The sequence below is a fragment of the Limnospira fusiformis SAG 85.79 genome, assembly GCF_012516315.1.
Taxonomy (GTDB): domain Bacteria; phylum Cyanobacteriota; class Cyanobacteriia; order Cyanobacteriales; family Microcoleaceae; genus Limnospira; species Limnospira fusiformis.
In genome coordinates this window covers 4570563-4596647 of sequence record NZ_CP051185.1, presented here as the reverse complement: position 1 = coordinate 4596647, position 26085 = coordinate 4570563, and the positions used below count along the sequence as shown (strand labels likewise).

At 46.9% G+C, this 26085-nt stretch carries 10 protein-coding genes; 8 read left to right on the top strand and 2 right to left on the bottom strand.

Going from position 1 to position 26085, the window contains the following annotated elements; all coding sequences use genetic code 11:
- Positions 1–2355: 2355 nt before the first annotated feature.
- From HFV01_RS21730 to HFV01_RS21705, 4 genes are all read left to right on the top strand, one after another.
- A complete protein-coding gene (locus HFV01_RS21730) occupies positions 2356–4389 on the top strand; it encodes an SBBP repeat-containing protein (RefSeq protein WP_318285863.1) in 2034 nt (677 codons plus the stop codon).
- A gap of 672 nt (positions 4390–5061) precedes the next feature.
- Positions 5062–7701, top strand: a complete 2640-nt coding sequence (locus HFV01_RS31110; RefSeq protein ID WP_081587649.1) for a bluetail domain-containing putative surface protein — start codon at positions 5062–5064, stop codon at positions 7699–7701.
- A 1056-nt stretch (positions 7702–8757) separates the two neighbouring features.
- On the top strand, positions 8758–11268 hold the full coding sequence (locus tag HFV01_RS21710) for an SBBP repeat-containing protein (protein ID WP_193520379.1): 2511 nt from the start codon (positions 8758–8760) through the stop codon (positions 11266–11268).
- A gap of 246 nt (positions 11269–11514) precedes the next feature.
- Positions 11515–11652: a hypothetical protein gene (locus HFV01_RS21705; protein WP_193521338.1), complete on the top strand. Its 138-nt coding sequence runs from the start codon at positions 11515–11517 to the stop codon at positions 11650–11652.
- 620 nt (positions 11653–12272) lie between these two features.
- On the opposite strand, the gene HFV01_RS31105 is transcribed toward HFV01_RS21705, so the two are convergent.
- Positions 12273–12398 (bottom strand): hypothetical protein, encoded by a 126-nt coding sequence (locus HFV01_RS31105; protein WP_315664639.1) that lies wholly within the window; start codon positions 12396–12398, stop codon positions 12273–12275.
- A gap of 98 nt (positions 12399–12496) precedes the next feature.
- Here HFV01_RS31105 and HFV01_RS21700 point away from each other — a divergent pair, with 98 nt between their 5' ends.
- Positions 12497–15136 carry a DUF4347 domain-containing protein gene (locus HFV01_RS21700; RefSeq protein WP_193520378.1) on the top strand — a complete coding sequence of 880 codons (2640 nt, stop codon included), beginning with the start codon at positions 12497–12499 and terminating at the stop codon, positions 15134–15136.
- A gap of 407 nt (positions 15137–15543) precedes the next feature.
- Positions 15544–20241, top strand: coding sequence for a Calx-beta domain-containing protein (locus HFV01_RS21695; RefSeq protein WP_193520377.1), 4698 nt, complete (start codon positions 15544–15546; stop codon positions 20239–20241).
- A 178-nt stretch (positions 20242–20419) separates the two neighbouring features.
- Here the strand turns inward: HFV01_RS21695 and HFV01_RS31100 are convergent, their stop codons facing one another.
- On the bottom strand, positions 20420–20551 hold the full coding sequence (locus HFV01_RS31100; protein ID WP_315664629.1) for a hypothetical protein: 132 nt from the start codon (positions 20549–20551) through the stop codon (positions 20420–20422).
- Positions 20552–20594: 43 nt separating this feature from the next.
- On the opposite strand from HFV01_RS31100, the gene HFV01_RS21690 reads away from it, so the two are divergent.
- Together HFV01_RS21690 and HFV01_RS31095 are read left to right on the top strand one after the other, a co-directional pair.
- Entirely contained in the window at positions 20595–22196 is a 1602-nt protein-coding gene (locus HFV01_RS21690; RefSeq protein WP_193520376.1) for a bluetail domain-containing putative surface protein, read from the top strand.
- A 409-nt stretch (positions 22197–22605) separates the two neighbouring features.
- On the top strand, positions 22606–25956 hold the full coding sequence (locus tag HFV01_RS31095; RefSeq protein ID WP_318285861.1) for an SBBP repeat-containing protein: 3351 nt from the start codon (positions 22606–22608) through the stop codon (positions 25954–25956).
- The last annotated feature ends 129 nt before the right edge of the window (positions 25957–26085 follow it).

Here is a 26085-nt window from a genome sequence, read left to right as displayed (position 1 = left end):
GTAAGTCAAGTTCCGGGATTTGTCAAGGGGTAAAATCGGGATTTTTAGAGTTTTTTTAGGATTGCCTAATCTGCTGATGGGTAGCGGGTTTTAGAGAGTGTGAGGTAATAGTGCGATCGCTTTTTTTAACCATGAGGGTGGCCGGTTATATAGCCTATTTAAGTAGGTTGGGTGGAGGAACGGAACCCAACACCACCATCTCACCCCTGATTGGTAGGGGGTTTTAGAGAGTGTGGGGAAATGGTGCGATCGCTTTTTTTAACCATGAGGGTGGCCGGTTATATAGCCTATTTAAGTAGGTTGGGTGGAGGAACGGAACCCAACACCACCATCTCACCCCTGATTGGTAGGGGTTTTTAGAAGTGTGAGGATAGGTGCGATCGCTTTTTTACCATGAGGGTGGCAGGTTATATAGCCTATTTAAGTAGGTTGGGTGGAGGAACGGAACCCAACACCACCATCTCACCGCTGTTGGGTTTCACCCAACCTACCCAGAGCTATAGGCTTCAAAAACCCATTATATATGTCGGCACGGTTTCCCATGATTTAATAATAAGAGCTCCCATATTTGTCAAGGCAAAAATTGGGATTTTTAGAGTTTTTTAGGAGCCTAATCCTGATTGGTAGGGGGTTTTAGAGAGTGTGGGGAAATGGTGCGATCGCTTTTTTTAACCATGAGGGTGGCCGGTTATATAGCCTATTTAAGTAGGTTGGGTGGAGGAACGGAACCCAACACCACCATCTCACCCCTGATTGGTAGGGGGTTTTAGAGAGTGTGGGGAAATGGTGCGATCGCTTTTTTTAACCATGAGGGTGGCAGGTTATATAGCCTATTTAAGTAGGTTGGGTGGAGGAACGGAACCCAACACCACCATCTCACCGCTGTTGGGTTTCACCCAACCTACCCAGAGCTATAGGCTCAAAAAACCATTATATATGTCGGCACGGTTTCCCATGATTTAATAATAAGTCAAGCTCCCATATTTGTCAAGGCAAAAATTGGGATTTTTAGAGTTTTTTTAGGATTGCCTAATCTGCTGATTGGTAGCGGGTTTTAGAGAGTGTGGGGAAATGGTGCGATCGCTTTTTTTAAGAATGAGGGTGGCCGGTTATATAGCCTATTTAAGTAGGTTGGGTGGAGGAACGGAACCCAACACCACCATCTCACCGCTGTTGGGTTTCACCCAACCTACCCAGAGCTATAGGCTCAAAAAACCATTATATATGTCGGCACGGTTTCCCATGATTTAATAATAAGTCAAGCTCCCATATTTGTCAAGGCAAAAATTGGGATTTTTAGAGTTTTTTTAGGATTGCCTAATCTGCTGATTGGTAGCGGGTTTTAGAGAGTGTGGGGAAATGGTGCGATCGCTTTTTTTAAGAATGATGGTGGCCGGTTATATAGCCTATTTAAGTAGGTTGGGTGGAGGAACGGAACCCAACACCACCATCTCACCGCTGTTGGGTTTCACCCAACCTACCCAGAGCTATAGGCTCAAAAAACCATTATATATGTCGGCACGGTTTCCCATGATTTAATAATAAGTCAAGCTCCCATATTTGTCAAGGGGAAAAATCGGGATTTTTAGAGTTTTTTTAGGATTGCCTAATCTGCTGATGGGTAGCGGGTTTTAGAGAGTGTGGGGAAATGGTGCGATCGCTTTTTTTAACAATGAGGGTGGCCGGTTATATAGCCTATTTAAGTAGGTTGGGTGGAGGAACGGAACCCAACACCACCATCTCACCGCTGTTGGGTTTCACCCAACCTACCCAGAGCTATAGGCTCAAAAAACCATTATATATGTCGGCACGGTTTCCCATTCTTTAATGATAAGTCAAGTGGCGGGATTTGTCAAGGGGTAAAACTGGGATTTTGGGAGTTTTTTTAGGATTGCCTAAGCTGCTGATTGGTAGCGGGTTTTAGAGAGTGTGGGGAAATGGTGCGATCGCTTTTTTTAAGAATGAGGGTGGCCGGTTATATAGCCTATTTAAGTAGGTTGGGTGGAGGAACGGAACCCAACACCACCATCTCACCGCTGTTGGGTTTCACCCAACCTACCCAGAGCTATAGGCTCAAAAAACCATTATATATGTCGGCACGGTTTCCCATGATTTAATAATAAGTCAAGCTCCCATATTTGTCAAGGCAAAAATTGGGATTTTTAGAGTTTTTTTAGGATTGCCTAAGCTGCTGATGAGTGGGGGGTTTTAGAGAGTGTGGGGAAATGGTGCGATCGCTTTTTTTAAGAATGATGGTGGCCGGTTATATTGAGAGCCAAGTACAATTGTCGTTAGCCATGTAAATACCAATCCAGGTATGAAATCTTTATGGCTCCCTTGGAGGGGGATACCCTAATGAACAATACTAGCGAAATATTCCATATTTTTGAATCATCAGATTCTCAGAATTTCATGCCCTCACAGGGATTCAGTGGGGTAGAAGGTGAACCAGTAGCAGTACAGATGTCCGCGCCGCCAGAGTTCGCCTGGACGCGCCTGTTGGGAACCAGTGCTTGGGACCAGGCATTAGCCCTGACCACCGGTAGTGATGGCTCGATTTATGTAGCCGGCTATACTGATGGCGACCTAGACGGACAAACCAATAGTGGTGCCGCTGATGCCTTTATCAGCAGGTTCCACCCTGATGGCACTCAAGACTGGACGCGCCTGTTGGGAAGCGGTGAGTATGACGTGGCATCAGCCCTGACCACTGGCCTTGATGGCTCGATTTATGTAGCCGGCTATACTGATGGCGACCTAAATGGACAAACCAATAGTGGCGAATGGGATGCCTTTATCAGCAGGTTCCAGCCTGATGGCACTAAAGCCTGGACGCGCCTGTTGGGAACCAGTGCTTGGGACCAGGCATTAGCCCTGACCACCGGTAGTGATGGCTCGATTTATGTAGCCGGCTATACTGATGGCGACCTAGACGGACAAACCAATAGTGGTGAGGGGGATGCCTTTATCAGCAGGTTCCAGCCTGATGGCACTAAAGCCTGGACGCGCCTGTTGGGAACCAGTAATTTTGACGTGGCTAATGCCCTGACCACCGGTAGTGATGGCTCGATTTATGTAGCCGGCTATACTGATGGCGACCTAGACGGACAAATCAATAGTGGTGACGCTGATGCCTTTATCAGCAGGTTCCAGCCTGATGGCACTCAAGACTGGACGCGCCTGTTGGGAACCTGGGGACCTGACTATGCATCAGCCCTGACCACCGGTAGTGATGGCTCGATTTATGTGGCGGGCGAGACTATGGGCAACTTAGATGGGCAAACCCGTAGTGGTTTTTATGCTGAGTTTGATGCCTTTATCAGCAGGTTCCAGCCTGATGGTACTCAAGACTGGACGCGCCTGTTGGGAAGCGGTGAGTATGAGGGGGCATCAGCCCTGACCACCGGTAGTGATGGGTCTATTTATGTGGCGGGCTGGACTGGGGGCAACCTAGACGGACAAATCAATAGTGGTATGGCTGATGGCTTTATCAGTAGGTTCCAGCCTGATGGCACTAAAGACTGGACGCGCCTGTTGGGAAGCGGTGAGGCTGACGTGCCTCGTGCCCTGACCACCGGTAGTGATGGGTCTATTTATGTGGCGGGCGAGACTACGGGCGACCTAGATGGGCAAACCAATAGTGGTGGCGGTGATGCCTTTATTAGCAGGTTGATAGTAGATGGTACTGACACACCGGAGAGACCAGAAATTCATCAAGTCATTAATTGGGATAGTTTCCCGCCTCAAATTACCGGAGTTTTGCCAACCGAGAATCAAGGCTCTATTACTCAACCTTTACCCAATCAATGGTTTGGGACTGACCATCATGATGTAATTATCGGGACGGCTTCTGATGAAACTTTGCTGGGTTTTCAAGGTGATGATTGGCTCCAGGTTTCCCAGGGAGATAATACTCTGTTTGGCGGTCAGGGTAATGATATCTTAGTTGCTGGTCAGGGGGATGATATCCTATGGGGAAATAAAGATGATGATATCCTATTTGGAGGCGACGGGAATGATTCCCTTTATGGTGGTCAGGGGAATGATACGTTGGTAGCAGGTAATGGGAATCAGATTTTGTTTGGAGACCAGGGTAATGATATCCTATTTGGAGGCACTCAAGGTGTTGATACTCTGGTGGGAGGCGAGGGAAATGATACTTTGGTAATGCTTCCGGGAGAAGGTTACAGCATAGTAACTGACTTTCAGGTAAATCAGGATATGGTGGTTTTGCTCGGTAGCCCTGATGACTATGAAATTGGGTCACTACCCAGCGGTTTTCATAGTGGTACAGCTATTTATGTAGCCGGTTCTGACCAACTGGTGGGTGTCCTGGAAGGGGTTACTAATGTCAGTTTAGAAGATGGTAATATCTTCGGTTGGGGGTAGGTGATGGTTGGGCGGCTTTCCGTTTAGCTACTTGTCTATGAGATGGGCTGAAAGTGCGATCGCTTTTTTCGATTTACTGCCTAATTAGAACTTTGACCCGTTTATAGGCATATATATGTCGCCACGGATTTCCATGCTTCTATAATAAGTCAAGTGGCGGGATTTGTCAAGGGGTAAAACTGGGATTTTGGGAGTTTTTTTAGGATTGCCTAAGCTGCTGATGGGTAGCGGGTTTTAGAGAGTGTGAGGTAATAGTGCGATCGCTTTTTTTCAGCCCTGATGGTAGCCGGTTATATAGCCTATTTAAGTAGGTTGGGTGGAGGAACGGAACCCAACACCACCATCTCACCGCTGTTGGGTTTCACCCAACCTACCCAGATCTATAGGCTCAAAAAACTATTATATATGTCGGCACGGTTTCCCATGATTTAATAATAAGTCAAGTTTCCGCATTTGTCAAGGGAAAAAATCGGGATTTTTAGAGTTTTTTTAGGATTGCCTAATCTGCTGATGGGTAGCGGGGTTTTAGAGAGTGTGGGGAAATGGTGCGATCGCTTTTTTTAACCATGAGGGTGGCAGGTTATATAGGGAGTGAGCTAAAATTGTAGTTAGCAATGTAAATACCAATCCAGGTATGAAATCCCCATTGCTCAATTGGAGGGGGATACGCTAATGAGCGGTACTGAGATAGGGACTCCCCTAGAGGCAGTCCCAGATAGATTTGAACCTAATGACAGCATAAAAACAGCCACGGATTTAGCCTTACATCCACAATCCGAGTGGAGCGCATTAGACTACTACCGAATACCAACGCCTCCAGCCTGGCGTGGTCTGAGTATTCACTCGGAGGACTTGGACTGGTTCAAATTTAATATGACTGATACTGGGGGAACCTATGATTCTGTTTCTATTGGTTCACCCTACGGTAATGACAACATGAACCTATCCCTGCATGATGCTAAGGGAGCTCTAATTAAAACCGTCAACAGCAGCGATACTGCTGGCATGGGGATGCAAATTAGCCTAGAAGGACTAGAAGCCGGAACTTATCACATTCAGGTCTATGGTGATGATGGAGCAACTAACCCTGAATACAACCTCATCATTGAGGGTCCCCTAGAGGCAAGCCTAGACAGATTTGAACCCAATGACAGTATAGAAACAGCCACTTATTTAGGCTCCCTGTCACGACGTAGGCAGGAGCATTGGTCTCGTTATCCTGTTCTGGATAATAACTGGCGTGATCTGAGCATTCATGATGGGGACTTAGACTGGTTCAAGTTTGATATAGCCAGTGGAACAACTTCTATCTCTGTCAGCGCCCAGCGCCATAGTGATCACCTAAAATTAGCCCTGTATGATGCCGAGGGAGTTCTAATTAAAACTGGCACCAGCAGCGATACTGGGCAGCAAATTAACCTAAAGGAACTAGAAGTCGGAACTTATCATATTCAGGTCTCTGGTAATAAGGGAGCCACTATTCCTAACTATACCCTTTTTATTGATCCTCCGTGGGCAAAAATACCAGACCGCTTTGAACCCAATGACACTATTGAAACAGCGACGGATTTAGGTTTGCTGCCTGAATTTTCCTTGCATTCGTATGATCTGACGATTTACTCTGGAGACGCAGACTGGTTCAAGTTTGAGATACCTGCTACTGGACAAGCTGATGATGGTATATCTGTCTCTTCCGAAAAATCTTTTTTGTATGATAACAAGCTGAACCTATCCCTGTATGATGCCGAGGGTGTTCTGATTAAATCATCCATCAACGATGGTTCCCATAGCATTAGCCTAGAGGGACTCGAAGCTGGAACCTATCATATCCTGGTTGATGGTTATGAAGGAGTCGGCACCCAAGAGTATACCATGTATACATCACGATGGTCTATTATTGATGAGTCTGAACCAGAACCAGAACCGGAACCAGAACCAATTAGGGGTACTCGTGGCAATGATTTATTACGAGGAACCCCTGGTCATGACACCATCTATGGATTAGCAGGTGATGATACTTTAATCGGTGGAAAAGGTAACGATTATTTAGATGGAGGTCCAGGAAATGACAGCCTCCTTGGTGGTCCCGGTCAGGATACTTTAATCGGTGGTGCTGGTAACGACACCCTCAACGGTGGTCCCGGTCAAGATATTCTCACTGGTGGTCCTGGTGCTGATATCTTTGTGTTCCAGTTTGGGGAATCGAGGGTAGCGGCTCCTGACCATATTACCGACTTGGAAATCGGTACTGATAAAATTGACTTGCTGAACCGAGGCGGACGGGATATCGGGGCTCCTGAGAATTTTACCCGCGCTCGAAATAGCAATGCTCCTAACCTGCGAACCCTGGTTAATCAGGTATTTGCTAATGCTGATGGCGGACAAGCCGGACGACAACCATTAGAACCTAATAGTGCTGCATTAGTGAGGGCGACTCATGCCGATATTCGCGGCACTTATCTAGTGATTAATGATAATGTTCCTGGTTTTCAGCCTCTGAATGATTTAGTTATCAATATCACTGGATATACGGGGGATTTACCAGGTTTCGGAGAGATTCCGGTTGAGGATTTCTTTACGGAACCCACACCAGAACCCACACCAGAACCCACACCAGAACCCACACCAGAACCCACACCAGAACCCACGCCAGAACCAGAACCAATTAGGGGTACTCGTGGCAATGATTTATTACGAGGAACCCCTGGTCATGACACCATCTATGGATTAGCAGGTAATGATACTTTAATCGGTGGAAAAGGTAACGATTATTTAGATGGAGGTCCAGGAAATGACAGCCTCCTTGGTGGTCCCGGTCAGGATACTTTAATCGGTGGTGCTGGTAACGACACCCTCAACGGTGGTCCCGGTCAAGATATTCTCACTGGTGGTCCTGGTGCTGATATCTTTGTGTTCCAGTTTGGGGAATCGAGGGTAGCGGCTCCTGACCATATTACCGACTTGGAAATCGGTACTGATAAAATTGACTTGCTGAACCGACGCGGACGGGATATCGGGGCTCCTGAGAATTTGACCCGCGCTCGAAATAGCAATGCTCCTAACCTGCGAACCCTGGTTAATCAGGTATTTGCTAATGCTGATGGCGGACAAGCCGGACGACAACCATTAGAACCTAATAGTGCTGCATTAGTGAGGGCGACTCATGCCGATATTCGCGGCACTTATCTAGTGATTAATGATAATGTTCCTGGTTTTCAGGCTCCGAATGATTTAGTTATCAACATCACTGGATATACAGGGGATTTACCAGGTTTCGGAGAGATTCCGGTTGAGGATTTCTTTGTAGTGTAATCCTGGGGAATTAAGTTCCGATTGATGAGGTGGGGTTGAATGGCTATTTAACCCCACTTCTCTATAGGCTCAAAAAACCATTATATATGTCGGCACGGTTTCCCATTCTTTAATGATAAGTCAAGTTCCGGGATTTGTCAAGGGAAAAATCGGGATTTTTAGAGTTTTTTTATGATTGCCTAATCTGCTGATGGGTAGCGGGGTTTTAGAGAGTGTGGGGAAATAGTGCGATCGCTTTTTTTAAGAATGAGGGTGGCCGGTTATATAGCCTATTTAAGTAGGTTGGGTGGAGGAACGGAACCCAACACCACCATCTCACCGCTGTTGGGTTTCACCCAACCTACCCAGAGCTATAGGCTCAAAAAACCATTATATATGTCGGCACGGTTTCCCATTCTTTAATGATAAGTCAAGTTCCGGGATTTGTCAAGAAAAAAATCGGGATTTTTAGAGTTTTTTTAGGATTGCCTAAGCTGCTGATGAGTGGGGGGTTTTAGAGAGTGTGGGGAAATGGTGCGATCGCTTTTTTTAAGAATGAGGGTGGCCGGTTATATAGCCTATTTAAGTAGGTTGGGTGGAGGAACGGAACCCAACACCACCATCTCACCGCTGTTGGGTTTCACCCAACCTACCCAGAGCTATAGGCTCAAAAAACCATTATATATGTCGGCACGGTTTCCCATGATTTAATAATAAGTCAAGCTCCCATATTTGTCAAGGAAAAAATTGGGATTTTTAGAGTTTTTTTAGGATTGCCTAAGCTGCTGATGAGTGGGGGGTTTTAGAGAGTGTGGGGAAATGGTGCGATCGCTCCCCGGATATCTCCTATATATGTCGGCCAGCCTTCCCCTTGTCATGAGAGGTCAATCTCGCGAATTAGTCAAGAGAAAAACCGGGATTTTTCGCGTGGGAGGCAGTGTCAGTAAATGGTGCGATCGCCTTTTTTTAACAATTCTGGTGAAAGGTTATATAGGGAGTGGGGTACAATTGTCGTTAGCCATGTAAATACCAATCAGGTATGAAATCCCCATGGCTACATTGTAGGGGGATACCCTCATGAATAATACTAGCGAAATCTCGGATATTTTGGCATCATCAGATTCTCCGAATTCCCTTCCCTCACAGGGATTCAGCCGTGATGTATCCAGGGAACCACTGACAGCAGCATTAACTCAGGTTAACCAGCAATTAACAGAGTTTCTCGCCTCACCTAATTTTCAGACAGATTTACAAACCGCTTTCGGTGCATCTACCGATGTGGAATTAGGTGCAACCATCATTGAGGCTTTCACTCAGGGAGACACACCAGAGATGATAGTGCTTTCCGCTACATCAATGAATGGTGCTGATGGCGCTTTTGACTCCGTGACGGGTAAGGTGTATTTATCGGATGCGATAATTCACAGTGAGAAACTGGTGGATGTGATAACCGAGGAATTTGGGCATTATCTGGATTCTCAGTTAAACGAAATCGACTCTCCTGGAGATGAGGGAGAGTTATTTATGCGCCTAGTGAATGGGGAAGCCTTGACAGAAGCAGATATCACCGGGTTAAGGAATCAGGATGATTGGGGAATCATCTGGGTAGAGGGAGAACCAGTAGCAGTACAGATGTCAGGGTCGCCAGAGTTCGCCTGGACGCGCCTGTTGGGAACCAGTTTGGATGATGAGGCCTATGCCCTGACCACTGGTAGGGATGGGTCTATTTATGTGGCCGGCTATGCTGAAGGCGACCTAGACGGACAAACCTATAGTGGTGAGCAAGATGCCTTTATCACTAAGTACCAGCCCAATGGCACTAAAGCCTGGACTCGCCTGTTGGGAACCGAGTGGAGTGACGGGGCTACTGCCCTGACCACCGGTAGTGATGGGTCGATTTATGTGGCCGGCTATACTGGGGGCGACCTAGATGGACAAACTAATAGTGGCTGGCATGATGCCTTTATCACCAAGTACCAGCCCAATGGCACTAAAGCCTGGACGCGCCTGTTGGGAACCGGTGATTGGGACAGTGCTAATGCCCTGACCACCGGTAGTGATGGGTCTATTTATGTGGCGGGTACGACTTGGGGCGACCTAGATGGACAAACCAATAGTGGTGATGCTGATACCTTTATCACCAAGTTCCAGCCTGATGGCACTAAAGACTGGACACGCCTGTTGGGAACCCGTGATAGGGACGGGGCTAATGCCCTGACCACCGGTAGTGATGGGTCTATTTATGTGGCCGGCTATACTTTGGGCAACCTAGATAGACAAACCAATAGTGGTGGGTGGGATGCCTTTATCACCAAGTTCCAGCCTGATGGTACTAAAGACTGGACACGCCTGTTGGGAACCCGTGATGGGGACAGTGCTAATGCCATGACCACCGGTAGTGATGGGTCTATTTATGTGGCGGGTACGACTTGGGGCGACCTAGATGGACAAACCAATAGTGGTGATGCTGATGCCTTTATCACCAAGTTCCAGCCTGATGGCACTAAAGCCTGGACGCGCCTGTTGGGAACCAGTAGTTGGGACGGGGCTTATGCCCTGACCACCGGTAGTGATGGCTCGATTTATATGGCGGGCTCGACTCAGGGCAACCTAGATGGACAAACCAATAGTGGTGGTAGGGATGATGCCTTTATCACCAAGTTCCAGCCCAATGGTACTAAAGACTGGACGCGCCTGTTGGGAAGCAGTAGGGATGGGGATGACATGGCTCGTGCCCTGACCACGGGTAGGGATGGGTCAATTTATATGGCGGGCTATGCTGGGGGCGACCTAGGTGAACAAACCAATGGTAGTTGCCACTATAATGCCTTTATCGCCAAGTTGACAATAGATGGTGCTGACACACCAGAACCCCCACTCCCACCCATACCGGAACCCCCACTCCCACCCATACCGGAACCCACACCCGAACTAGAACCAATTAGGGGTACTCGTGGCAATGATTTATTACGAGGAACCCCTGGTCATGACACCATCTATGGATTAGCAGGTAATGATACTTTAATCGGTGGAAAAGGTAACGATTATTTAGATGGAGGTCCAGGAAATGACAGCCTCCTTGGTGGTCCCGGTCGGGATACTTTAATCGGTGGTGCTGGTAACGACACCCTCAACGGTGGTCCCGGTCAAGATATTCTCACTGGTGGTCGTGGTGCTGATATCTTTGTGTTCCAGTTTGGGGAATCGAGGGTAGCGGCTCCTGACCATATTACCGACTTGGAAATCGGTACTGATAAAATTGACTTGCTGAACCGACGCGGACGGGATATCGGGGCTCCTGAGAATTTGACCCGCGCTCGAAATAGCAATGCTCCTAACCTGCGAACCCTGGTTAATCAGGTATTTGCTAATGCTGATGGCGGACAAGCCGGACGACAACCATTAGAACCTAATAGTGCTGCATTAGTGAGGGCGACTCATGCCGATATTCGCGGCACTTATCTAGTGATTAATGATAATGTTCCTGGTTTTCAGGCTCCGAATGATTTAGTTATCAACATCACTGGATATACAGGGGATTTACCAGGTTTCGGAGAGATTCCGGTTGAGGATTTCTTTGTAGTGTAATCCTGGGGAATTAAGTTCCGATTGATGAGGTGGGGTTGAATGGCTATTTAACCCCACTTCTCTATAGGCTCAAAAAACCATTATATATGTCGGCACGGTTTCCCATTCTTTAATGATAAGTCAAGTTCCGGGATTTGTCAAGGGAAAAATCGGGATTTTTAGAGTTTTTTTATGATTGCCTAATCTGCTGATGGGTAGCGGGGTTTTAGAGAGTGTGGGGAAATAGTGCGATCGCTTTTTTTAAGAATGATGGTGGCCGGTCATATAGCCTATTTAAGTAGGTTGGGTGGAGGAACGGAACCCAACACCACCATCTCACCCCTGATTGGTAGCGGGGTTTTAGAGAGTGTGGGGAAATGGTGCGATCGCTTTTTTTCACAATGAGGGTGGCAGGTTATATAGCCTATTTAAGTAGGTTGGGTGGAGGAACGGAACCCAACACCACCATCTCACCCCTGATTGGTAGGGGGTTTTAGAGAGTGTGGGGAAATGGTGCGATCGCTTTTTTTCACAATGAGGGTGGCAGGTTATATAGCCTATTTAAGTAGGTTGGGTGGAGTACGGGAACCCAACACCACCATCTCACCCCTGATTGGTAGCGGGTTTTAGAGAGTGTGAGGTAATAGTGCGATCGCTTTTTTTAAGAATGATGGTGGCCGGTTATATAGCCTATTTAAGTAGGTTGGGTGGAGGAACGGAACCCAACACCACCATCTCACCGCTGTTGGGTTTCACCCAACCTACCCAGAGCTATAGGCTCAAAAAACCATTATATATGTCGGCACGGTTTCCCATGATTTAATAATAAGTCAAGCTCCCATATTTGTCAAGGGAAAAATCGGGATTTTGTTAGTTTTTTGAGGATTGCCTAATCTGCTGATTGGTAGCGGGTTTTAGAGAGGGAGTAGAGAAGGGGTTGGTTGATAGGGGATTAATTGATGACGTGGGGTGGTTTTTCCACGGTCTCCCCATCCCCATATATGTCGGCTGGTAGAGGCTCAAAATTAAAAGCGATCGCATTTCTTAACTTCAGACCGATAACCCGGGGGATTTACCGGGAATTCTCCTTGACAAATATTCACAATTTTCCAGCCATCCAACCCCCCAGAGTAAGTTATAATCGAAGCCATCAATATCCGTTTCAAGACTTCACATTTTCTGAATATTTAGTTGATAGAGTTACTCAGAGCCTATCCAATTATCTGCAACTAATTTCCAGGTAATACCTATGAACAGTCAACCGCTCAGTTACAGTCAGCGCACAGAACCTGCCACCAGGGAGGCGGTTAAGCCCAAACTACTGGTAATTATCGATAGCGCCCTAGAGGATTACTCTCTGTTAGTAGCAGGAGTGATTCCCAGCGCCCAGGTGCTATTGTTAGATAGCCAGGGGGATGGAGTGCAACAAATTAGCGATATTCTAGCAACAGAAACCGAAATTGAACAACTGCATCTACTCTGCCACGGTTCTCCGGGATGTCTATATTTAGGCAATAGTATCCTCAACCTAGCTACCCTAGGAAAGTATACTCCTGAGTTAAAAAAATGGCGAAACGCCTTGGGTGTTGGTAGCCAAGTGATTCTCTACGGATGCCAAGTAGCCGCCCAAAAAGTAGGGCAAAAATTCGTCAACACCCTGCACCAAGTTCTGGGTAGTAACTTAGCAGCTACCGATAACTTAACCGGAAATAAGCAACGGGGTGGCAGTTGGAATTTAGGTGTCAATATTGGGAGGATATCTGCATCTCCAGTATTGTCTACAGAGGTAATGGCTACCTATGGTGGGGTACTCCATTACAATTTGGCTTGGGCACAAAGTATTGGGGTAAGTGATTGGTACTCTAGGGGTGGTATCGCCGTAGATGATGCTGGGAATGTCTACGCTACAGGTGATTTTTATGGCAGCATAGATATCAACGGGGACGGCACTGCTGACCTGGTTTCGGCGGGAGGGACGGATGCCTATATTGCCAAATTCAACGGTGATGGTACTTTGGTTTGGGCACAAAGTATTGGGGGAAGTGATTTTGACTCTGGCAATGGTATCGCCGTAGATGATGCTGGGAATGTCTATGCTACAGGTGATTTTTCTGGCCGCATAGATATCAACGGGGACGGCACTGCTGACCTGGTTTCGGCGGGAGAGACGGATGCCTATATTGCCAAATTCAACGGTGATGGTACTTTGGTTTGGGCGCAAAGTGTTGGGGGAAGTGATTTTGACTCTGGCAATGGTATTGCCGTAGATGATGCTGGGAATGTCTATGCTACAGGTGATTTTTCTGGCCGCATAGATATCAACGGGGACGGCACTGCTGACCTGGTTTCGGCGGGAAGGGTGGATGCCCATGATGCCTATATTGCCAAATTCAACCGTGATGGTACTTTGGTTTGGGCACAAAGTATTGAGGGAAGAAGTTTGGACTCTGGCGATGGTATCGCCGTAGATGATGCTGGGAATGTCTATGCTACAGGTCGTTTTTCTGGCAGCATAGATATCAACGGGGACGGCACTGCTGACCTGGTTTCGGCGGAATATAGGACGGATGCCTATATTGCCAAATTCAACCGTGATGGTGCTTTGGTTTGGGCACAAAGTATTGGGGGAAGTTATTGGGGCAGGCGTGGTATCACCGTAGATGATGCTGGGAATGTCTATGCTACAGGTGGTTTTTCTGGCAGCATAGATATCAACGGGGACGGCACTGCTGACCTGGTTTTGGCGGGAAGGGAGGATGCCTATATTGCCAAATTCAACCGTGATGGTACTTTGGTTTGGGCACAAAGTATTGGGGGAAGTGATTATTTCAGCTCTGGCAATGGTATCGCCGTAGATGATGCTGGGAATGTCTACGCTACAGGTGGTTTCTCTGGCAGCATAGATATCAACGGGGACGGCACTGCTGACCTGGTTTCGGCGGAATATAGGACGGATGCCTATATTGCCAAATTCAACCGTGATGGTACTTTGGTTTGGGCACAAAGTATTGGGGGAAGAAGTAGTTGGGACTCTGGCAATGGTATCGCCGTAGATGATGCTGGGAATATCTATGCTACAGGTGGTTTTTATAGCCGCATAGATATCAACGGGGACGGCACTGCTGACCTGGTTTCGGCGAGAGGTAATTCTTATATCATTAAATTTGAGACCGCTGCGCCTGACTCAGTTGTTCCGATTCGAGGCACTCCTGGCAATGATACTTTAACCGGAACCCGCGATGCCGATTTGCTATTGGGATTAGACGGTAACGACACCATTAAGGGACTAGGTGGAGACGACACCCTGATGGGTGGTTTTGGTCATGATTACTTAGATGGAGGTCCGGGAAATGACAGCCTTCTTGGTGGTCCCGGTCGGGATACTTTAATCGGTGGTGCTGGTAACGACACCCTCAACGGTGGTCCCGGTCAAGATATTCTCACTGGTGGTCCTGGTGCTGATATCTTTGTGTTCCAGTTTGGGGAATCGAGGGTAATGCAGGCAAAGAGGAGGGTTTATCCTGACCATATTACCGACTTTGACATCGGTACTGATAAAATTGACCTGCTGAAACAGGACGGGGAGGAAATGAATCCCCCCAGGAGATTGACCCGTGCTGCTAATAATAAGGGTCGCCGTCTACAGGCTGTGATTAATCAGGTATTTAAAGATGCCAATGGGGAGCAAGAAGGCGACCAACCATTAGGAATTAACAGTGCTGCATTGGTCAGGGCAACTAATCGTCATATTCGCGGCACTTATCTGGTGATTAATGATAATGTTCCTGGTTTTCAGCCCCGGAATGATTTAGTTATCAATATCACTGGATATACAGGGGATTTACCAGGTTTCGGAGAGATTCCGGTTGAGGATTTCTTTGTAGTGTAATCCTGGGGAATTAAGTTCCGATTGATGAGGTGGGGTTGAATGGCTATTTGACCCCACTTCTCTATAGGCTCAAAAAACCATTATATATGTCGGCACGGTTTCCCATTCTCTAATGGTAAGTCAAGCCATCGGATTTGTCAAGAGAAAATCTGATCAAGTCGAGAACTGTTTTATATCAGGGGATTAGCAGCATATCAGTGGGAAGCGATCGCCTTTTTGACCCGATTCGGAGTTGACATAATATTTGAGGTAGAATAAAATTGGTATTGCGGGGAGAACTAGGCAAATATAGCAATCTTATTGCATTCGTCATATTTAGTCACATTTCACCATTGCCACCGGGGTAATTGATGAATTGCCCCTACCATAAACGATTATGGCCTTATGTACCTAGGGAGTAAGCCACCATGGAAAATACTAGCGAAATATTGGGTCTGACAGTACCAGATCCACCGGACTATCTGAATCCCTTACCCTCACTGGGATTCATAGGTGATGTATCCGTAAAACCACTGACAGCAGCATTAGAAATCGAGGCGGCATTGACTCAGGTTAACCAACAATTAACAGAGTTTGTCGCCTCAGCTAATTTTGAGGCAGATTTACAAACGGCTTTCGGTGAATATACGGATGTGGAATTAGGTGCAACTATCATCGAGGCTTTAGCTAAGAGTAGCCAACTCCCAGATATGATAGTAGTGTCATCAGACCTAATGAATGGTGTTAATGGCGGTTTTGACTCTCTGACGGGTACGGTATATTTATCGGATGCGATAATTCACAGTGATCAACTGGTAAATGTGATTACGGAGGAATTCGGGCATTATATAGACTCCCAATTAAATGAAATTGACTCTCCTGGGGATGAGGGAGAGTTATTCATGCGGTTAGTGAATGGGGAGGTATTGAGTGAAGTTGATCTAACTTATTTGAGGAATAAAGATGACCGAGTAATGATTTTGGGTGGGTTGGTTGAGGTAGAAGCCAATGAAGATATTGTCATTGATAATCCTGCCAACTTTTTCCCGGAAATGTCTATAGCAGATACCGAAATACTGGAAGGCGATCGCGGTCGCAGTTTTGCGGAATTTCCGGTAACTCTCAACAGTCCCAGTGACAAAATTATCACAGTAAATTTTACTACGGCTGATGGCACGGCTACGGTGGCTGACGGAGATTATGAGCTAACTAACGGACGGTTAATTTTTCCGCGAGGCGAAACGGAAAGGATGATCAGAGTTCCGGTGATTGGGGATACCAAAGTCGAACCCGATGAAACCTTTAGGGTAATCCTGAGTGACCCACAAAATGTGACTTTAGCTAATGCAGTGGCTACGGGTACAATTATTAATGACGATATCGCACAAATTTCGATTTCTGACACCCAAATACTGGAAGGCGATCGCGGTCGCAGCTTTGCGGAATTTAAGGTAACTCTTGACCGTCCGAGTAACCAAATGGTGAGAGTTAATTTTACTACGGCTGATGGCACGGCTACCGTCGCTGACGAAGACTATGAGCCGACTAGCGGACAGCTAGTTTTTCCGAGGGGTCAAACGGAAAGGGTGATCAGAGTTCCGGTGATTGGGGATACCAAAGTCGAACCGGATGAAACCTTTAAGGTAATTCTCAGTGAACCGGAAAATGCGGAGTTGGGTCGGGATGAAGCGATCGGCACTATTCTTAATGATGATGTGCCAGAAATGTCTATAGCAGATACCGAAATACTGGAAGGCGATCGCGGTCGCAGTTTTGCCGAATTTAAGGTAACTCTCAACAGTCCCAGTGACCAAATGATCACAGTTAATTTTACTACCGCTGATGGCACGGCTACCGTGGCTGACCGAGACTATCAGCCAACTAACGGACGGTTAGTTTTTCCGCGAGGGGAAACGGAAAGGGTGATCAGAGTTCCGGTGTTTGGAGATACCAAAGTCGAACCAGATGAAACCTTTAGGGTAATTCTGAGTGACCCACAAAATGTGACTTTAGCTAATCGACAGGCTACGGGTACTATTCTTAATGACGATATCGCACAAATTTCGATTTCTGACACCCAAATACTGGAAGGCGATCGCGGTCGCAGCTTTGCGGAATTTAAGGTAACTCTTGACCGTCCGAGTAACCAAATGGTGAGAGTTAATTTTACTACGGCTGATGACACGGCTACGGTGGCTGATGAAGACTATGAGGAAACTAGCGGACAGCTAGTTTTTCCGAGGGGTCAAACGGAAAGGGTGATCAGAGTTCCGGTGATTGGGGATACCAAAGTCGAACCCGATGAAACCTTTAAGGTAATTCTCAGTGAACCGGAAAATGCCGAGTTGGGTCGGGATGAAGCGATCGGCACTATTCTTAATGATGATGATGATGATATTATAGTGCCAGAAATGTCTATAGCAGATACCGAAATACTGGAAGGCGATCGCGGTCGCAGTTTTGCGGAATTTCCGGTAACTCTCAACAGTCCCAGTGACAAAATTATCACAGTAAATTTTACTACGGCTGATGGCACGGCTACGGTGGCTGACCGAGACTATGAGCGAACTACGGGACGGTTAGTTTTTCCGCGAGGGGAAACGGAAAGGATGATCAGAGTTCCGGTGATTGGGGATACCAAAGTCGAACCCGATGAAACCTTTAGGGTAATCCTGAGTGACCCACAAAATGTGACTTTAGCTAATGCAGTGGCTACGGGTACAATTATTAATGACGATATCGCACAAATTTCGATTTCTGACACCGAAATAATGGAAGGCGATCGCGGTCGCAGCTTTGCCGAATTTAAGGTAACTCTTGACCGTCCGAGTAACCAAATGGTGAGAGTTAATTTTACTACGGCTGATGGCACGGCTACGGTGGCTGATGAAGACTATGAGCCGACTAGCGGACAGCTAGTTTTTCCGAGGGGTCAAACGGAAAGAGTGATCAGAGTTCCGGTGATTGGGGATACCAAAGTCGAACCCGATGAAACCTTTAAGGTAATTCTCAGTGAACCGGAAAATGCCGAGTTGGGTCGGGATGAAGCGATCGGCACTATTCTTAATGATGATATTATAGTGCCAGAAATGTCTATAGCAGATACCCAAATACTGGAAGGCGATCGCGGTCGCAGTTTTGCGGAATTTAAGGTAACTCTCAACCGTCCTAGTGACCAAATCGTGAGAGTTAATTTTACTACCGGTGATGGCACTGCTACCGTGGCTGACAGTGACTATGAGAGAACTAGGGGAGAGCTAGTTTTTCCGAGGGGTCAAACGGAAAGGGTGATCAGAGTTCCGGTGATTGGAGATACTAAAGTCGAACCGGATGAAACCTTTAGGGTAATCCTGAGTAACCCACAAAATGTGACTTTAGCTAATCGACAGGCTACGGGTACTATTCTTAATGATGATGTACCAGAAATCTCTATAGCAGATACCCAAATACTGGAAGGCGATCGCGGTCGCAGCTTTGCGGAATTTAAGGTAACTCTTGACCGTCCGAGTAACCAAATGGTGAGAGTTAATTTTACTACGGCTGATGACACGGCTACGGTGGCTGATGAAGACTATGAGCCGACTAGCGGACAGCTAGTTTTTCCGAGGGGTCAAACGGAAAGGGTGATCAGAGTTCCGGTGATTGGGGATACCAAAGTCGAACCCGATGAAACCTTTAAGGTAATTCTCAGTGAACCGGAAAATGCCGAGTTGGGTCGGGATGAAGCGATCGGCACTATTCTTAATGATGATGTGCCAGAAATCTCTATAGCAGATACCGAAATACTGGAAGGCGATCGCGGTCGCAGCTTTGCCGAATTTAAGGTAACTCTCAACAGTCCGAGTAACCAAATCGTGAGGGTGGATTATAATACGGCTGATGGCACGGCTACGGTGGCTGACCGTGACTATCAGCGAACTACGGGACGGTTAGTTTTTCCGCGAGGGGAAACGGAAAGGGTGATCAGAGTTCCGGTGTTTGGAGATACCAAAGTCGAACCGGATGAAACCTTTAGGGTAATTCTGAGTGAACCACAAAATGCCGAGTTGGGTCGGGGTCAAGCTACGGGTACTATTCTTAATGATGATGTACCAGAAATATCTATAGCAGATACCCAAATACTGGAAGGCGATCGCGGTCGCAGTTTTGCGGAATTTAAGGTAACTCTCAACAGTCCGAGTAACCAAATCGTGAGAGTTAATTATGCTACGGCTGATGGCACGGCTACCGTCGCTGATGGAGACTATGAGCCAACTAGCGGAGAGCTAGTTTTTGCGAGGGGTCAAACGGAAAGGGTGATCAGAGTTCCGGTGATTGGAGATACGGAAGTCGAACCGGATGAAACCTTTAAAGTAATTCTCAGTGAACCGGAAAATGCCGATTTGGGTCGGGATGAAGCTACGGGTACTATTCTTAATGATGATGGACTCGTTAGTGCCAATATCTCCATTGCAGACACCCAAATACTGGAAGGCGATCGCGGTCGCAGTTTTGCGGAATTTAAGGTAACTCTCGACCGTCCGAGTAACCAAATCGTGAGAGTTAATTATACTACCAAGGATGGCACGGCTAAGGTGGCTGACAGTGACTATGAACCAACTAGCGGAGAGCTAATTTTCCCGCGAGGCGAAACGGAAAGGGTGATCAGAGTTCCGGTGATTGGAGATACCAAAATCGAACCGGATCAAACCTTTAAGGTAATTCTCAGTGACCCACAAAATGCCGAGTTGGAACGGGGTGAAGCTACGGGTACTATTCTTGATGACGATGACCCAGAACTGGGTAATAGTTTGGGTAACCCCTTTGTGCTTGGCAACCTTACTGGTGAAATCGTTAGGACGAACCGAATCGGCTTTATTGAATCAGAAAAGCGTGATGTCAATGATTATTACAGCTTCAGACTGAATCGTACCGGTACTGTCACAATCAACCTTGATGACCTAGTGGCAAATGCTAACCTGCAATTGTTGGGTAGCCTGGGTGAGTTGATAGACCAATCTAATAATCCAGATACTCAGGCAGAAACTATTACCCAACGAGACCTTGAACCCGGAATTTACCATGTGCGGGTACATCCCCATGTTAGCGCTCGGACGAAGTACAGATTGAGTATTGAGTTGATTTAGTTAAATAATGTGGGTTGGGGTGATTTTTTAACCCCACCTACTCACCACCACCCCTTCCCAGAAATGGGGGTGGGTGCTTAAACCCCTTATATATATGTCGGCACGGTTTCCCATTCTCTAATCATAAGTCAAGTCATAGAATTTGTCAAGAGAAAAATCCCAGATTTTGAGAGTTTTTTTAGGATTGCCTAAACTGTTGATTGCCGGGGATTAGCAGGAGAGTAGTAGGAAGCGATCGCCTTTGGGAAGGGATGCGGACTTGACGTTCCATTTTGGGGAAAATATAATAGAAATTAGATGAGGGAATCATTGCTCATCAATCATTTACAACTATCACAAGGAGTGACAATAACATGGCTATTAGATATCCTTCTCCTCAAGACCAATATATGCTGGAATTGATCAACCGTGGTCGGCGATCGCCTCAAGGTGAAGCTAATCTATATCTGGATGGATATCTCAATAAAGGAATTGCTGCGGGAACAATTACCACTGAACCAAAACAACCTTTAGCATTCAACCTAAACCTGAATGCAGCGGCGGAAACCCACAGCCAGTCTATGCTGGATGATAACTATTTCTCTCATGATGGTATTGATGGTACAACACCTCATGAGCGTATGGAGATCGCTGGTTATCCCTTTTCTGGGCGATCGATGAGTGGTGAAAATATTTCTTGGTCAGGAAGCACTGGAGATATTGACTTTACTGAGAGAGTTCAGGGGAACTATGAAAGACTTTTTCAGTCAACTACAGGTCATCGTCAGAACTTAATGAACGCTGATTTCCGGGAGGTTGGACTGGCTTCCCTACAAGGAGATTTTACCTCGACCGGGCGGACTTATAATTCGGTAATGACTACCCAGAATTTTGCTTATTCCAGTGACAGGGGACCCTTTATTCTGGGTGTGGCTTATAGTGATACTGTGACTGAGGATAACTTCTATACAGTTGGTGAAGGTATTGGTGGACTAACGGTTAGAGCAGTTAATACCAACGATAATAGTCAGGTATTCACCACTACAACCTGGGATTCGGGGGGTTATAGCTTAGAAGTTCATCCAAATACCTCCTATACAGTAACTTTTTCCGGTGATTGGAATGGAGACGGTAAAACAGATACAGCCAATTATCGAGTTGTGGTGGATTCGGAAAACGTCCAACAAGATTGGATAGTTGGGTCTCCCGCAGAACCGGAACCACCCGCAGAACCGGAACCACCCATACCTGTAGTCGAACCACCAGAATCGGAACCGACACCACCGGAAATACCCGTACCACCAACGGAACCACCCGAACCAGAACCAATTAGGGGTACTCGTGGCAATGATTTATTACGAGGAACCCCTGGTCATGACACCATCTATGGATTAGCAGGTAATGATACTTTAATCGGTGGAAAAGGTAACGATTATTTAGATGGAGGTCCAGGAAATGACAGCCTCCTTGGTGGTCCCGGTCAGGATACTTTAATCGGTGGTGCTGGTAACGACACCCTCAACGGTGGTCCCGGTCAAGATATTCTCACTGGTGGTCGTGGTGCTGATATCTTTGTGTTCCAGTTTGGGGAATCGAGGGTAGCCGCTCCTGACCATATTACCGACTTGGAAATCGGTACTGATAAAATTGACTTGCTGAACCGACGCGGACGGGATATCGGGGCTCCTGAGAATTTGACCCGCGCTAGAAATAGCAATGCTCCTAACCTGCGAACCCTGGTTAATCAGGTATTTCGTAATGCTGATGGCGGACAAGCCGGACGACAACCATTAGAACCTAATAGTGCTGCATTAGTGATGGCGACTCATCCTAATATTCGCGGCACTTATCTAGTGATTAATGATAATGTTCGTGGTTTTCAGGCTCCGAATGATTTAGTTATCAACATCACTGGATATACAGGGGATTTACCAGGTTTCGGAGAGATTCCGGTTGAGGATTTCTTTGTAGTGTAATCCTGGGGAATTAAGTTCCGATTGATGAGGTGGGGTTGAATGGCTATTTAACCCCACTTCTCTATAGGCTCAAAAAACCATTATATATGTCGGCACGGTTTCCCATGATTTAATAATAAGTCAAGCTCCCATATTTGTCAAGGCAAAAATCGGGATTTTTAGAGTTTTTTTATGATTGGCTAATCTGCTGATGAGTGGGGGGGTTTTAGAGAGTGTGGGGAAATAGTGCGATCGCTTTTTTAACAATTATATACTTGACAATATTTCGGCAACAAAGTAGAATATTTATGGGTAAACAGTATTAACAATTTTGATGTAAAACGCGCTTCTGTTTCCCCAATCACTGACCAGGTAAACTTTGCTAAAAGTTCAGCAATTTCTGACTAGCAAAAGATTCAGGAGGTTAATTATGCCGTATATAACTATCAATCTAGCGGATAGAGACGGAGATGACTTGACCCCAAATTTACGGCAAAATGGGAATGATGAGGTGCTCGGAACAGAAGCTGATAATGTTATTCTGTTGGGTGGAGATTTCGATTTAGTATATGGAATAGCTGGCCATCATACCATGGCCGGAGGTTTAGATGATGATCTCCTTGAAAGATTAAGTGCGATCGCTGATAAAATTTCAGGAAACGCCTTAGATGCTCTCATAGATGGAGAAGCACAGGAACTCCTGATTTCCTTTGAGAGCAGGGATATCGAGCAAGCCGTTGAGGAGAAAATGGAGTTAGAGAATTGGTCTGTTGGTAGCGATGAAGTAATTAACTATCGAGCCAGCCTGTTCTCGGAACTGAAAGATGACATCTTATCCCCCTTCAGCCAAGATTTAGAAATCCTCGATGACTATGAAAATCTACCGATTACCTTTGCCAAATTTGAGCAGGTAGATCCCCTAATCGAATTGCTGCAAAATCCGGATGTTTTAAGGGTAGACGTTCCTCAAATTCATGAAAAAGCCTTAGCCGAAAGTTTGCCTTTAATTGGGCAACCCAGAGCGATCGAAGCAACAGGTTTTACCGGAAGAGGGACAACTGTAGCGGTACTGGATACAGGTGCTGATCCCGATGCTCCTGGACTGCAAGGACGAATTGTTGCTTATTATGATTTTACCCCAGATGATAAGGATAAGAAAGATGATGCTCATCATGAGCACGGAACCAATGTCAGTGCAATCGTAGCTGGAGTGGCCCCTGGTACTCAAATTGCTGTCCTAGATGTTTCTCGACCAGTTTGGAATGAAGAAAAACGCAAATATGAACCGAAGATGTTTGACAACGACATTGTTAGTGCCATCAACTGGTCAATCGAAAATCTTAATACCTACAATATTGTTGCCATCAATATGAGTTTAGGCAAGGACAAACATACCAACCCCCTGCCAGATAATGCAACTGGTCTCGGTCTAGCGATCGCCAATGCCAGGAACAACGGAATCCTACCGATAGCAGCTTCTGGAAATCGTAGCTTTAGGGATGCGATCGGATATCCTGCTGCTTTTGAAAGTGCCATTTCCGTCGGCTCAGTCTATGACACCACTGTATCCTATACGGATGGATCAGGCAACACCCGGGAAGCCAGCTACGATCGCGTTGTCTCGTACTCCAATAGTAGCGCATTTTTAGACCTTCTCGCTCCAGGTTCTTGGATTACTGTTGGAGGGTTGACCACGGAAGGTACTTCAATGGCAGCCCCCCACGTCGCTGGAGCAGTTGCCGTTCTCAGTGAAGCCTTCCCCGATGAAAGTTCAGAAGAACTCCTCCAGCGACTGATCAACACCGGAGATCCAATTACCGACCACCGCAATGGCATTATCAAAAATCGGATTAATCTCGCTGCTGCCCTTGAGGTAGACTTTACCCCGGAGGTAGACTGGACGCGCCTGCTGGGAACCAGCGGGAATGACTGGGCTCATGCCCTGACCACCGGTAGGGATGGGTCTATTTATGTGGCGGGCTGGACTGGGGGCAACCTAGACGGAAAAACTAATAGTGGCTTCGATGATGCCTTTATCACCAAGTATCAGCCCAATGGTACTAAAGCCTGGACGCGCCTGCTGGGAACCGCGTGGGGGGACCGGGCTCATGCCCTGACCACCGGTAGTGATGGGTCGATTTATGTGGCGGGCTTGACTATGGGCAACCTAGACGGACAAACCAATAGTGGTGGTGCTGATGCCTTTATCACCAAGTATCAGCCCAATGGTACTAAACTCTGGACGCATCTGTTGGGGAGCAGTGAGAATGACTATGCTTATGCCCTGACCACTGGTAGTGATGGCTCGATTTATGTGGCGGGCTATACTGAAGGCGACCTAGATGGACAAACTAATAGTGGTGGGCGGGATGCCTTTATCACCAAGTTCCAGTCCAATGGCACTCAAGCTTGGACGCGCCTGCTGGGAACCAGTCAGGATGACGAGGCTCATGCCCTGACCACTGGTAGTGATGGCTCGATTTACGTGGCTGGCTATACTGAAGGCAACCTAGATGGACAAACTAATGGGCGGGATGCCTTTATCACCAAGTTCCAGCCCAATGGCACTCAAGCTTGGACGCGCCTGCTGGGAACCAGTCAGGATGACGAGGCTCATGCCCTGACCACTGGTAGTGATGGCTCGATTTACGTGGCTGGCTATACTGAAGGCAACCTAGATGGACAAACTAATAGTGGTGGGCGGGATGCCTTTATCACCAAGTTCCAGCCCAATGGCACTCAAGCCTGGACGCGCCTGTTGGGAACCAGTAATTTTGACGTGGCTAATGGCCTGACCACCGGTAGTGATGGGTCTATTTATGTGGCGGGTGGGACTGGGGGCAACCTAGACGGACAAACCAATAGTGGTGGTGCTGATGCCTTTATCACCAAGTATCAGCCCAATGGTACTAAACTCTGGACGCATCTGTTGGGGAGCAGTGAGAATGACGAGGCTCATGCCCTGACCACTGGTAGTGATGGCTCGATTTATGTGGCGGGGTTGACTGAGGGCGACCTAGATGGACAAACCAATAGCGGTGGCGACTATGATGCCTTTATCAGCAGGTTGATAGTAGATGGTGCTGACACACCAGAACCCACACCAGAACCCACACCGGAACCCACACCAGAACCCACACCAGAACCCACACCAGAACCCACACCAGAACCCACACCGGAACCAGAACCAATTAGGGGTACTCGTGGCAATGATTTATTACGAGGAACCCCTGGTCATGACACCATCTATGGATTAGCAGGTAATGATACTTTAATTGGTGGAAAAGGTAACGATTATTTAGATGGAGGTCCGGGAAACGATCGCCTCCTTGGTGGTGCGGGTCACGATACTTTAATCGGTGGAAAAGGTAACGATTATTTAGATGGAGGTCCAGGAAATGACAGCCTCCTTGGTGGTCCCGGTCAGGATACTTTAATCGGTGGTGCTGGTAACGACACCCTCAACGGTGGTCCCGGTCAAGATATTCTCACTGGTGGTCGTGGTGCTGATATCTTTGTGTTCCAGTTTGGGGAATCGAGGGTAGCGGCTCCTGACCATATTACCGACTTGGAAATCGGTACTGACAAAATTGACTTGCTGAACCGACGCGGACGGGATATCGGGGCTCCTGAGAATTTTACCCACGCTAGAAATAGCAATGCTCCTAACCTGCGAACCCTGGTTAATCAGGTATTTCGTAATGCTGATGGCGGACAAGCCGGACGACAACCATTAGAACCTAATAGTGCTGCATTAGTGAGGGCGAATGAGGAACTTTAGTGATTAGATAATGTTCAGTGGTTTCGGGCTTGTACCCGAATGATTAGCTACAAATCACTGGAATACAGTTTGTCCGATGAAGATGGCTCCTAATGGCGCATCTAAATAAATAAATTAGATAAGTAAGAG

What these genes read in the sequence shown, in the direction of transcription:
- HFV01_RS31110 (WP_081587649.1), top strand. Translation starts at nt 5,062, where the DNA reads ATGAGCGGTACTGAGATAGGGACTCCCCTAGAGGCAGTCCCAGATAGA.
- HFV01_RS21700 (WP_193520378.1), top strand. Translation starts at nt 12,497, where the DNA reads ATGAACAGTCAACCGCTCAGTTACAGTCAGCGCACAGAACCTGCCACC.
- HFV01_RS31105 (WP_315664639.1), bottom strand. Translation starts at nt 12,398, where the DNA reads ATGGCTTCGATTATAACTTACTCTGGGGGGTTGGATGGCTGGAAAATT.
- HFV01_RS21695 (WP_193520377.1), top strand. Translation starts at nt 15,544, where the DNA reads ATGGAAAATACTAGCGAAATATTGGGTCTGACAGTACCAGATCCACCG.
- HFV01_RS21710 (WP_193520379.1), top strand. Translation starts at nt 8,758, where the DNA reads ATGAATAATACTAGCGAAATCTCGGATATTTTGGCATCATCAGATTCT.
- HFV01_RS21690 (WP_193520376.1), top strand. Translation starts at nt 20,595, where the DNA reads ATGGCTATTAGATATCCTTCTCCTCAAGACCAATATATGCTGGAATTG.
- HFV01_RS21705 (WP_193521338.1), top strand. Translation starts at nt 11,515, where the DNA reads ATGATGGTGGCCGGTCATATAGCCTATTTAAGTAGGTTGGGTGGAGGA.
- HFV01_RS21730 (WP_318285863.1), top strand. Translation starts at nt 2,356, where the DNA reads ATGAACAATACTAGCGAAATATTCCATATTTTTGAATCATCAGATTCT.
- HFV01_RS31100 (WP_315664629.1), bottom strand. Translation starts at nt 20,551, where the DNA reads ATGATTCCCTCATCTAATTTCTATTATATTTTCCCCAAAATGGAACGT.
- HFV01_RS31095 (WP_318285861.1), top strand. Translation starts at nt 22,606, where the DNA reads ATGCCGTATATAACTATCAATCTAGCGGATAGAGACGGAGATGACTTG.